At 38.4% G+C, this 10,220-nt stretch carries 11 protein-coding genes, 8 tRNA genes and 1 pseudogene; 2 read left to right on the top strand and 18 right to left on the bottom strand.

Features of this window, described 5'->3' with window-relative positions:
* The 9 genes from PLX19_RS21735 to PLX19_RS21695 form a co-directional block, all read right to left on the bottom strand.
* Positions 1-72 (bottom strand) — tRNA-Lys (locus tag PLX19_RS21735).
* Between the two features lie 9 nt (positions 73-81).
* Positions 82-156, bottom strand: a tRNA-Gln gene (locus PLX19_RS21730).
* Positions 157-231: 75 nt separating this feature from the next.
* Positions 232-307: transfer RNA gene (locus PLX19_RS21725), tRNA-Asp, on the bottom strand.
* A 2-nt stretch (positions 308-309) separates the two neighbouring features.
* Positions 310-386: transfer RNA gene (locus PLX19_RS21720), tRNA-Met, on the bottom strand.
* Between the two features lie 20 nt (positions 387-406).
* Positions 407-482: transfer RNA gene (locus PLX19_RS21715), tRNA-Val, on the bottom strand.
* 4 nt (positions 483-486) lie between these two features.
* A tRNA-Glu gene (locus tag PLX19_RS21710) sits at positions 487-561 on the bottom strand.
* A 7-nt stretch (positions 562-568) separates the two neighbouring features.
* A tRNA-Ser gene (locus PLX19_RS21705) sits at positions 569-659 on the bottom strand.
* Between the two features lie 3 nt (positions 660-662).
* Positions 663-737 (bottom strand) — tRNA-Asn (locus PLX19_RS21700).
* A 123-nt stretch (positions 738-860) separates the two neighbouring features.
* The gene (locus PLX19_RS21695) at positions 861-1,313 is read right to left on the bottom strand and encodes a SprT family protein (RefSeq protein WP_272190954.1); all 453 of its coding nucleotides are present in this window, start codon (positions 1,311-1,313) and stop codon (positions 861-863) included.
* Between the two features lie 101 nt (positions 1,314-1,414).
* Between PLX19_RS21695 and cmpA the strand changes: the two genes are divergently transcribed.
* The gene (gene cmpA / locus PLX19_RS21690; protein ID WP_020063275.1) at positions 1,415-1,528 is read left to right on the top strand and encodes a cortex morphogenetic protein CmpA; all 114 of its coding nucleotides are present in this window, start codon (positions 1,415-1,417) and stop codon (positions 1,526-1,528) included.
* A gap of 91 nt (positions 1,529-1,619) precedes the next feature.
* Here cmpA and PLX19_RS21685 read toward each other — a convergent pair whose 3' ends face one another.
* The 7 genes and pseudogenes from PLX19_RS21685 to acpS form a co-directional block, all read right to left on the bottom strand.
* Entirely contained in the window at positions 1,620-3,791 is a 2,172-nt protein-coding gene (locus tag PLX19_RS21685; protein WP_272190953.1) for a Tex family protein, read from the bottom strand.
* Between the two features lie 66 nt (positions 3,792-3,857).
* On the bottom strand, positions 3,858-4,208 hold the full coding sequence (gene ndoA, locus PLX19_RS21680) for a type II toxin-antitoxin system endoribonuclease NdoA (RefSeq protein WP_020063273.1): 351 nt from the start codon (positions 4,206-4,208) through the stop codon (positions 3,858-3,860).
* A 4-nt stretch (positions 4,209-4,212) separates the two neighbouring features.
* Entirely contained in the window at positions 4,213-4,500 is a 288-nt protein-coding gene (locus tag PLX19_RS21675; RefSeq protein WP_272190952.1) for an antitoxin endoai, read from the bottom strand.
* 228 nt (positions 4,501-4,728) lie between these two features.
* Positions 4,729-4,911, bottom strand: coding sequence for an alanine racemase C-terminal domain-containing protein (locus PLX19_RS21670; RefSeq protein ID WP_272190951.1), 183 nt, complete (start codon positions 4,909-4,911; stop codon positions 4,729-4,731).
* Positions 4,911-5,222: pseudogene (locus PLX19_RS21665) on the bottom strand (alanine racemase); the annotation flags it as partial. The gene PLX19_RS21670 and the pseudogene PLX19_RS21665, both read right to left, overlap by 1 nt.
* 158 nt (positions 5,223-5,380) lie before the next feature.
* The gene (locus PLX19_RS21660; protein WP_272190959.1) at positions 5,381-6,328 is read right to left on the bottom strand and encodes a LolA family protein; all 948 of its coding nucleotides are present in this window, start codon (positions 6,326-6,328) and stop codon (positions 5,381-5,383) included.
* A gap of 156 nt (positions 6,329-6,484) precedes the next feature.
* Positions 6,485-6,844 carry a holo-ACP synthase gene (gene acpS / locus PLX19_RS21655; protein ID WP_272190950.1) on the bottom strand — a complete coding sequence of 120 codons (360 nt, stop codon included), beginning with the start codon at positions 6,842-6,844 and terminating at the stop codon, positions 6,485-6,487.
* Between the two features lie 88 nt (positions 6,845-6,932).
* Here acpS and PLX19_RS21650 point away from each other — a divergent pair, with 88 nt between their 5' ends.
* Positions 6,933-7,502 (top strand): rhomboid family intramembrane serine protease, encoded by a 570-nt coding sequence (locus PLX19_RS21650; protein WP_272190949.1) that lies wholly within the window; start codon positions 6,933-6,935, stop codon positions 7,500-7,502.
* 2 nt (positions 7,503-7,504) lie between these two features.
* Here the strand turns inward: PLX19_RS21650 and uvsE are convergent, their stop codons facing one another.
* Entirely contained in the window at positions 7,505-8,467 is a 963-nt protein-coding gene (gene uvsE, locus PLX19_RS21645; protein WP_272190948.1) for a UV DNA damage repair endonuclease UvsE, read from the bottom strand.
* Between the two features lie 100 nt (positions 8,468-8,567).
* A complete protein-coding gene (locus PLX19_RS21640; RefSeq protein ID WP_272190946.1) occupies positions 8,568-10,124 on the bottom strand; it encodes a DEAD/DEAH box helicase in 1,557 nt (518 codons plus the stop codon).
* Positions 10,125-10,220 lie beyond the last annotated feature (96 nt).

The raw sequence follows: 10,220 nt of genomic DNA, 5'->3' as shown, positions 1-10,220 counted from the left end.
GAGCCATGAAGGACTCGAACCTTCGACCCTCTGATTAAAAGTCAGATGCTCTACCAACTGAGCTAATGGCTCTTACTTAAATGGCTGGGCTAGCTGGATTCGAACCAGCGCATGACGGAGTCAAAGTCCGTTGCCTTACCGCTTGGCTATAGCCCATTAATTTAAGAGAATGAAAAACATTTTTCCATCCCTCTAACAAAAAAAACAACTTCCATCTGTCAGAAGTTTAAATGGCGGTCCCGACCGGGGTCGAACCGGCGATCTCCTGCGTGACAGGCAGGCATGTTAACCACTACACCACGGGACCATTGGTTGCGGGGACAGGATTTGAACCTGCGACCTTCGGGTTATGAGCCCGACGAGCTACCAGACTGCTCCACCCCGCGATGATATTCATAAATTTATATGGTGGAGGATGACGGGATCGAACCGCCGACCCCCTGCTTGTAAGGCAGGTGCTCTCCCAGCTGAGCTAATCCTCCAAAGTGGTGACCCGTACGGGATTCGAACCCGTGTTACCGCCGTGAAAGGGCGGTGTCTTAACCACTTGACCAACGGGCCAAAATTATGGCAGAGAAGAAGGGATTCGAACCCTCGCACCGCGTAAGCGATCTACTCCCTTAGCAGGGGAGCCCCTTGAGCCACTTGGGTACTTCTCTATATGGCTCCGCAGGTAGGACTCGAACCTACGACCGATCGGTTAACAGCCGATAGCTCTACCACTGAGCTACTGCGGAATATCAAAGACAATTTATATCTTATAAAAATTCATTTTCTAAGTCAAGTGCTTCCTACAATATTCTGTAGTGACGTGACATGTTTATAATATACTGGATTGTTTTTTTAGTGTCAAGGAGTTTTTAAACCTGCTTTAATTTCCCTTTACACTTCCCACATACATACCGAACTGTATTCACTTTACGCCTTCTTACATATTGAAAATGACACGTTATACATTCATACACATATTGCGCTCTCTCCACTTGCCTTCCCAACATTCTTTTACAAAAACGCGGTGCATTTACTTGCTTTAATAATTCACGAAAGTCTTTATCTCTATGCTGATACCCTTTCCCCATAAGATGCAAATGATAATGACATAACTCATGTTTAATTACTTCAATCAATTCATTTTCCCCATGCACTACATAATAATGATAATTTAGCTCTATATTATGAGTGCTTAGTATATACCGCCCACCTGTCGTACGTAACCGTTTATTAAACATCGCCTTATGCAAAAAAGGTCTCGCAAAATATTTTATCGATACCTCCTCCACTAATTTCTGAATATCTACTTCATGCACCCTCATCTCTCCTACCCATTAAAATAAATTCACACGTCTCGTTTGTCTCATGCATACATTAAATAGTACATATACCCATCCTCATTCTTATCAAAGGAGGGATTCATATGCCAGCATGGCTTCGCAAACAAATGCGGCGTGCTTATTATGAAAAAAACCGCTATCAAATCAAATTACTTAACGAATGCTGGTTTTTTTATAAAAAGAAGCAACATCCTTAATAAACAAAGGGAATGGATCAATATTCCACTCCCTTTTCATTCAACTAATAATAAACTTACCGATGGCGTGGTACCCAATCATTTATTTTTTTCAATCTTCTAGCGGTAACATAGATAAGGCAACGCGTCCTTTTTTCATATCAACCGCATCGACCCACACTTTTACAATTTGTCCGACAGACACAATATCTAATGGATGTTTTACAAACTGATTACTCATTTTCGAAATATGAACTAGCCCATCTTGTTTTACACCAATATCAATAAAAGCACCAAAGTCAACAACATTCCGAACTGTACCTTCCAATTCCATACCGCGTTTTAAATCTTCTAATTTTAAGATACCTTTTTTAAGAAGCGGCTTTGGTAATTCATCACGTAAGTCTCGCTCCGGACGAATAAGGGCATCAATAATATCTCGCAGCGTAGGTTCACCAATGTTCGTTTGCTCTGATAACGAGGGAATTTCCACTTCCTCTAAGCGTTTTTGCAAATGAGGTTGTCCAACATCTGTAATAGATAATCCTAAACTTTTCAATAACAATTCCACATTCTTATATTGCTCTGGATGAATGCTTGTTCGATCAAGCGGATTCTCACCTTCTAAAACTCGTAAAAATCCGATGCATTGTTCATATGTCTTTGCACCTAATCGCGGTATATCTTTTAGTTCAGCACGTTTCGTAAACTTCCCACTCTCTTCACGTTTTTTTACAATATTTTTCGCAACTGTTTTTGATAAACCAGAAACATATTGCAGTAAAGAAACAGAAGCAGTATTTACATTCACTCCAACTTGGTTTACAGCCGTTTCAACAACAAATGTTAATGATTCATTCAATCGTTTTTGTGATACATCATGTTGGTATTGTCCTACACCAACAGACTTCGGATCAATCTTTACTAATTCTGCAAGCGGATCTTGCAAACGTCTTCCAATGGAAACTGCGCTTCTTTCTTCAACTTGCAAATTCGGAAACTCTTCTCTCGCTAATTCTGATGCAGAATATACACTTGCACCCGCTTCATTGACAATAATATAAAACACATCACGAGAAACTACCTGTAGTACATCTACAATAAATTCTTCCGTTTCACGGGAAGCCGTGCCATTACCTATAGCAATTACCTCTACTTCATACTTTTCTAAAATGGAAATACATTTCTTTTTCGCTTCTTCATACTTCCGAACAGGTGGATGCGGATAGATGACATCGATATGAAGCACTTTCCCCGTATCATCTACAACTGCTAGTTTACATCCCGTACGATAAGCAGGGTCTACAGCCAATGCTACTTTCCCCTTCATCGGCGGTTGTAACAATAAATTTCGTAAATTCTCTGAAAAAATATGAATTGCTTGTTCTTCTGCTACTTCTGTTAGCTCTTTACGAATTTCCCTTTCAATAGATGGTTGAATTAAACGCTTATAACCATCTTCGATCGCTTCTTGTACATAATCTGCACTTGATACGGACGAATTATGAATAACTTTTTTATGTAAAAATTGAAGAATGTCTTCAACCGGAGGAACAATTGTTATTTTCAAAATGTCTTCTTTTTCACCACGATTCATAGCCAATACACGGTGCGGAACAACCTTTTGCAGTGGTTCTTCATAGCTGTAATACATTTCGTATACATTCTTTTCGTCTTTTTCTTCATCTTTTACAACTGCTGAAATTACACCTTTTCTAAAGGTAGTATTGCGAATCCAACTACGATAAGATGCTTCATCAGACACATATTCCGCAATAATGTCTTTCGCCCCCTGCAGTGCTTCTTCCGGCGACTGAACTTCTTTTTCCTCATTTACGAACACTTTTGCTTTTTCTAGCACATCATCCTTCGCAAACGTTAATAGCCAATCTGCTAGAGGTTCTAATCCCTTCTCTTTCGCAATTGTTGCTTTTGTTCTTCGTTTTTCTTTATACGGACGATATAAATCCTCAACCCCTTGTAGTTTTGTTGCAGATGTAATGTTACGACGCAATTCTTCTGTAAGCTTTCCCTTTTCATGAATTAAACGCAACACTTCTTCTTTACGATTTTCAAGTTGATTGATATATTGCCATCTTTCTAAAATCGAACGAATTTGCACTTCATCTAATGAGTTTGTCCATTCTTTTCGATAACGAGCAATAAAAGGGACTGTATTACCTTCCTCTGTTAACTCAATAACATGACGAACTTGCTTCTCTGAAAAATCCAATTCTTTCGCTAACATTTTCATTAATCCTTGGCGATTATCTACCATTTCCATTTGCAACAAAACCTCCTTCAATAATAAAAAAAGTTGCTCTTAAAAGAGAGCAACTTCAACGTTGAACTAAAAATCTATCAGTCCTAAACTAATTTGCAGAGCTTCATCTACACGATTCATCATCAGATCGTCTAACTGAGTGATTTTGTCCGTTAAGCGCTGCTTATCGATTGTTCGAATCTGTTCGAGCAAGATAACCGAATCTCTCTCAAATCCATACTTTTTTGCATCGATTTCCACATGGGTGGGCAATTTTGCTTTCTGAATCTGCGCAGTAATGGCCGCCACAATTACGGTAGGACTAAAACGATTCCCGATGTCATTTTGAATGACAAGAACCGGACGAACGCCTCCTTGCTCAGAACCAACAACTGGGGAAAGGTCTGCAAAATACACGTCGCCGCGTTTTACAATCAAAAGATTACCCCCCGCTAACTAAGCGTTCTACTGTATGAGCTGCTTCATACTCTGCTAAGAAAGCTTCAGATGCAATACCAAGATTGATTTTTCCCATTTCAATGTACCCACGTCTCATTGATTCATGCTGGTAGCGCTTCTTCGTTTTATGTTGGCGCAATAGCAATTGTGTTGCCTGGCAAATAAGTTCATGGCGATTCTTATTCTCTTGTTTTCCAAGTCCGTCTAATTCTGTTACCACTTGTTTTGGCAACCGAACAACGATTTCAGTAGTTACACTTGATTCGGACACAAAAATACACCTCCACCGTCAACTACACACACATATATGACACCTATTGTAATAATACCATTGTATAGGGCCTGTTGCAAAGACTTCCTAATGTCTTGTTTTATGTTTTCCAACTTGGAAATAAAACATTCATTTCCCTTTGTTTTTCTTTGCTATTCTTCTAAAGCGAGTTTCTCAAATCACCATCTAGTAAAAAATAAACATACATTTAAACTTCGGAAGCCCCTCTTATATATCATGCAAATAATTTACCACCTCTACAACTTCTCCATTTTTCACATATACGCGTGGAACACGAAACTCAATTGTTGCAATTACTTCATAATTAATTGTCCCTAAATACTCTGCAACCTCAGTAGCACCAATATACTGATTGTCTTGTCTTCCAATTCTTTTTGAAATACAGTTCATGTAATGTCATTCTCCGCTGCCACATTAACATCTTCTGGACGCGAAGGACCTAACACTAAAATAGGCGATTTAATTCCAGCTCTTCTTAAAACCAAAGCTTCATAAAAAAAAACAATAGCTAACCTTGTTGCTCCCGCCGCTAATATTGCACCTGCAACTTGCACTGATCGATGACCACATGCATTTGCTTTCACAACAGCAAAAAGCTCTACACCCTTAAGAATAATAGACTTAATACGAGTTGCATTCTCATAAATCGCACCTAAGTTTACCTCGACCCACGTATCACGATAAAATGACGATTCTTCCATCTAGAAAAAACACTTCCTTTATACGATATGCAAAGCTTATTCTTTTATATTCACTTTTTCCTCACCTTTATTTCATCAGATTTCATAAAAATTTTTATCAATACGTGAAAACGTGCTAAAAAACGTGGTGTACACTGTAGTCACCACGTTTTAGTCGTTTACTTCACTTGTTTCTGAGTCACAGAACGCGCTACCATTAATAATTCTTCTTGTTTCAAATCTTTTGTTACAAGCATATACTCCACTCCGTTATGTGACCATGTAACCGAATCCTTTGTTAACGCCCCAATAGTGAAACCTAAATCAACAGGCTCCCCACTTACACTTTGCGTCGCAATAGTTGGTGCTACTTTCGCCTTTTCTTGTATTAATGTAAAACTCTTCTTATTACCAGTGTACGTAAGAATACTACGTTTTCCGTTATCTGTATTAAACTCTTTCTCTTCTTTTAAAGTCATACCTTGTGGTGTATCACTTGGATACAAAACAGCAAATGGTTTTTCTTGTTGAGCTGTCGTTTGTATATCCACTTGTGCTCTAGACATATTTTGTTTCGTATCAAATGCGCCTTTATCAAATTTCGCATCAAACTTTATTTTCGAAAAATCTACTTGCACAAGAACATTTTGATCGTTATCCATCAATTTCACTGAAACAGGCGATAAATCTTTTTTATTAAATGTAATTTGTTGCTTTGGCAACATATTTTGATGATGATAGTTTGTTTTTGTTTCAAACACATAATATTTGTCTGTTTTCTTAAATGAGCGGTCCTTATCGTTCAAAATATCTCTGACAAGTGATTCATATAAATATGCTTGACTGCTATTTTGCGGCCAATCACTTTGAAAGCGAAAACTTTTATTTAAAGATGGAGTAAGAACAAACACACCTTCATCATTTCGTAAAATAATTTGACTTTGATCTTTCTTTGCGTTTTTTAAATTTACTCGGTAATACGATGGTTTATTATACCAAACTTCAACATCATACACCTGTGGTTCATTTCCCGTTTTAATCGATAGTTTCGCTTCTGCTTGATAGCTTTTCATATCTTTTACTCTTTCATTCAAGTCTTGCACAACATCTTCTTTCTTCTTCTCCATGCAACCTGCTAACAGAAAAACGGTCAACAAACCGGCAATAAACAAAAATAGCCGCCTTTTCATACGTTCAGCCCCTTTGTCTCAATAAGTAAGTGGAAGAAAACCTCTTCCTTAACGCTACTCAAATATATGAGACAAAGAGATGAAATATGCAGACTAGCTTGACGAGCTTTCTAAAACAACCTGCGCTACTGCAAACTCTCGGCTATGGCTAATTGAAAGATGAATAGTATGATTTGTATCAGCAAGTAAAATAGGCTTCCCTCTTTCATCATTCATAATTTCAATATGTAAAAAACTAACTTCTTTTCCAATCCCAGTACCAAGCGCTTTCGAATACGCTTCTTTCGCTGCAAAGCGCCCTGCAACAAATTCACTACGTCTTTTCCCTTTTAACGTATAGGCCACTCGGCGCTCATTTTCCGTTAAAATACGCTCTATAAATTTCGGTTGCCCCTCTATCATTTTTTCAATTCTTTCAATTTCAATAATATCGATTCCAACTCCTACAATCATATCCTGCCGTTCCTTCCTTCTATTTTCTTTCTCACTTTCATATTGTAAGAATAACAGACAATACGCTAACAGCAAAAGGAGTGTAAATATGAATACTCCATTTAAATACTCATTCTCTTCTTTCCCGCCCGTTACTACGGCACTACTTTTTATACAACTTGTTTTACTATCATTAGGGAATAACGGACTCTCTATCGGAATTGCTTGTAACGAGTGTATAGCTGAAGGGGAATGGTGGCGAATCATTTCTTCATTATTTGTTCATACAACGTTTTCTCATTTTTCATCCAATAGTATCTGCTTCTTCGCGCTTGGATTTTCATTAGAAAAACAACTGCATGGCATTCGATTTTTATTTGTGTTTCTGACGTCTGGAATTGCCGGAAATATCGCCTCTTACTTTTTATTTCCGCTCCACTATACTCATACAGGAGCTTCTGGTGCTATTTTCGGGCTATTAGGGGTACAGCTTTATCTATTCTATATGCAATTTCAGCCTAATAGAAAAAAAGAGATTCTTCTCTTTGTTATGATTTTATGTATTCTCCTAGCATTTACATTTCTTGATACAACAACAAATTCCATTAGCCATCTAGCTGGATTACTCACAGGCGCTTGTTTAGGACCATTATTTATAAAAAAAACAGATGGTGCTTAAGCTTATTTCACCCAAAAGCTTGCACCATCTATTATTTCCACTCCCTCTTTATCTGTCATATCCCTCATCAACTGCAAGAGTGCTTCGTCTTTTTGTTTTGCCTCTATCATACAGTGTATTTCCGGAACACTTCCTCTTATATATCGTAAAAAAGAAAGAAATGGATCAGAATCAATAAAATCGGCATGCGCCCTCAGATCCTTTCCTTCTCGCGGACTAGAAATATGCATTTTAATAGGCAAAGGAGATTGCTCCCATGTTTGCACAACACGTTCCCAGTGGATTTCCCATCCTTCTAAATCATGATTCATCATATGATGATGCAAGTCAAAAACTACGGGGATTTCAAGTTTTTCTCCTAAATACAATGCCTCTTTTAAAGAAAATGTTGTGTCATCATTTTCTAACATAATCATCCTTTGAATCCCCACTGGAACAAGTGACCAATTTTCAATAAATTGTTCTAGCGCTTGTTCTTTATTGCCATATGCACCGCCAATATGCAAAACACAGCGATGCGTTCTATCGATCCCCATTCCCTGTAGCAACTTCCCATGCATCTGTAAAGTTTTCAGAGCCTGCTTTAAAATAGGCGGCTGCAATGAATTTAAAACAACAAAATGATCTGGATGAAAATCAATTCGCATCCCTTTTTGTTTCGCATAATCTCCAATTTTCCGTAAATTCCCTCGCAAAGGTTTGATATAATCCCACTCTAACAACGCCTCATGGTTTGCCAGAGGAATTAATTTTGAGCTTAAACGAAAAAACGAGATGTCATGTCCATAATTATGTTTTAACAACCGTAGACAATTCTCTAAATTAGAATTAGAAATTCTCTCCAATTTTTTAATTGCCGCTTCTCTCTCTTGTATTCGTTGAAACTGCGCATACGTCATTGTTTGCGAAGGGGAAGCATTCTTTAAATGGACACTCATTGCAACATACCCAAGCTTTACAAGCATTCTGTTTCCTCTTTTCCGGTACAAGTTTCTATCTAGTATATCCAAACAAAGAAACAAAAAAAGACAGCCTTTCGAAAAAGGCTGTCTCTCTTCTATAAGATTAGTTAGATTGCGGTTTACGACTTGTATGCTTTCTTTCGCCACTGCGTCCTCTAGGAGCTCCAGAACGCCCTTCGCCGCGTCCTTGACCTTCTCCTTTACGACCGCCACGATTGCGGTTGCCATCACGGTTACGGCCACCTTCGCGGTTACGATTCCCTTCGCGGTTACCATCACGATAACCACCTCTTCCATTTCCGTTTCCGTTTCCGTTTCTCTTTCTAGAACGATCTTTTGAAACTACTGGCGGCTCTGACGTTAAAGAAACTGGCGTTGCGTCCGGCTCTTTTGTCATCATTTTTAAAGCACCTGCTACAACCGCTACAGAATCATGCTCTTCTAACAGCTCTTCTGCAATACGCTTGTAGTATGATAAGTTTTCACTTTCAATAATGCTTTGAAGCTTTTCAGCGATCAAACGTTGTTGGCCTTCTAAAGCTTCATCTAATGTTGGCGGAGTCATACGATCTATTTTACGTTTTGTTGTACGCTCAATATTCTTTAATTGACCTGTTTCACGTGGTGTTACAAATAGCATTGCAAGACCTGTTTTACCTGCACGGCCTGTACGACCAATGCGGTGTACGTATGATTCAGGGTCTTGTGGAATATCAAAGTTATATACGTGTGTTACACCTGAAATATCAAGACCACGTGCTGCTACATCTGTCGCAACAAGAACTTCAATTGAACCCTCTTTAAATTTACGTAATACAGAAAGACGCTTCGCTTGTGTTAAATCACCATGAATTCCTTCTGCTGCATAGCCACGTAAGTTTAATGCTTCTGATAATTCATCAACACGACGCTTTGTACGACCGAACACGATTGCAAGTTCTGGAGATTGAATATCTAATAAACGTGTTAGCACGTCAAATTTCTTTTTCTCTTGCACTTCTAAATAGAACTGCTGAATGTTTGGCATTGTTACTTCTTTCGCTTTAACCTTAATATGTGTAGGCTCGCTCATGAAGCGTTCAGCAATGCGACGGATTGGATCTGGCATTGTTGCTGAGAATAATAATGTTTGGTGTGTTTCAGGAACATCTGTTAAAATCGCTTCAATATCTTCAATGAAGCCCATATTTAACATTTCATCTGCTTCATCAAGAACAACTGTCTCTACGTTTTGCAGACGAAGTGTTTTACGTTTAATATGATCTAAAATACGTCCTGGCGTACCCACAATAATGTGTGGACCTTTTTTCAACGCACGAATTTGACGGTTAATATCTTGACCGCCATAGATTGGTAAAATGCGCACACGCTTATGTTGACCAATTTTGTATAGCTCTTCACCTACTTGAATTGCTAACTCACGAGTTGGCGCGATAACGATACCTTGAACTGTATCTTGACGTGTATTTACTTTTTCTAATAGTGGTAATCCAAATGCAGCTGTTTTCCCTGTACCTGTTTGAGCTTGACCAATGATGTCTACACCTTGTAAGGCTACTGGAATTGTTTCTGCCTGAATTGGTGTTGCCTCTTCAAACCCCATGCTTTCAACAGACTTTAGCAAAGCACTGCTTAATCCTAATTCTCGAAATGTTGTCAATTTTACTTCTCCTTTTCTATCTAAAATAGCCCAGATTATTCCTTCTTCTCATATTTACAGGATATCCAAGTAAGGTTGGGCTAAGTCTTCTTCAGA

Origin of the sequence: Bacillus sp. BP-3, from assembly GCF_028401955.1 — a bacterium.
Classification (GTDB): domain Bacteria; phylum Bacillota; class Bacilli; order Bacillales; family Bacillaceae_G; genus Bacillus_A.
Note: the sequence above shows the minus strand (reverse complement) of the source record. Positions and strands in the feature narration are given on the sequence as shown.

Excerpts from the sequence above, each read along its gene's own strand:
- uvsE (WP_272190948.1), bottom strand. The coding sequence starts at position 8,467 with ATGCTTGTAAAGCTTGGGTATGTTGCAATGAGTGTCCATTTAAAGAAT.
- acpS (WP_272190950.1), bottom strand. The coding sequence starts at position 6,844 with ATGATTGTAGGAGTTGGAATCGATATTATTGAAATTGAAAGAATTGAA.
- cmpA (WP_020063275.1), top strand. The coding sequence starts at position 1,415 with ATGCCAGCATGGCTTCGCAAACAAATGCGGCGTGCTTATTATGAAAAA.
- PLX19_RS21670 (WP_272190951.1), bottom strand. The coding sequence starts at position 4,911 with ATGAACTGTATTTCAAAAAGAATTGGAAGACAAGACAATCAGTATATT.
- PLX19_RS21650 (WP_272190949.1), top strand. The coding sequence starts at position 6,933 with ATGAATACTCCATTTAAATACTCATTCTCTTCTTTCCCGCCCGTTACT.
- PLX19_RS21695 (WP_272190954.1), bottom strand. The coding sequence starts at position 1,313 with ATGAGGGTGCATGAAGTAGATATTCAGAAATTAGTGGAGGAGGTATCG.
- PLX19_RS21685 (WP_272190953.1), bottom strand. The coding sequence starts at position 3,791 with ATGGAAATGGTAGATAATCGCCAAGGATTAATGAAAATGTTAGCGAAA.
- PLX19_RS21660 (WP_272190959.1), bottom strand. The coding sequence starts at position 6,328 with ATGGAGAAGAAGAAAGAAGATGTTGTGCAAGACTTGAATGAAAGAGTA.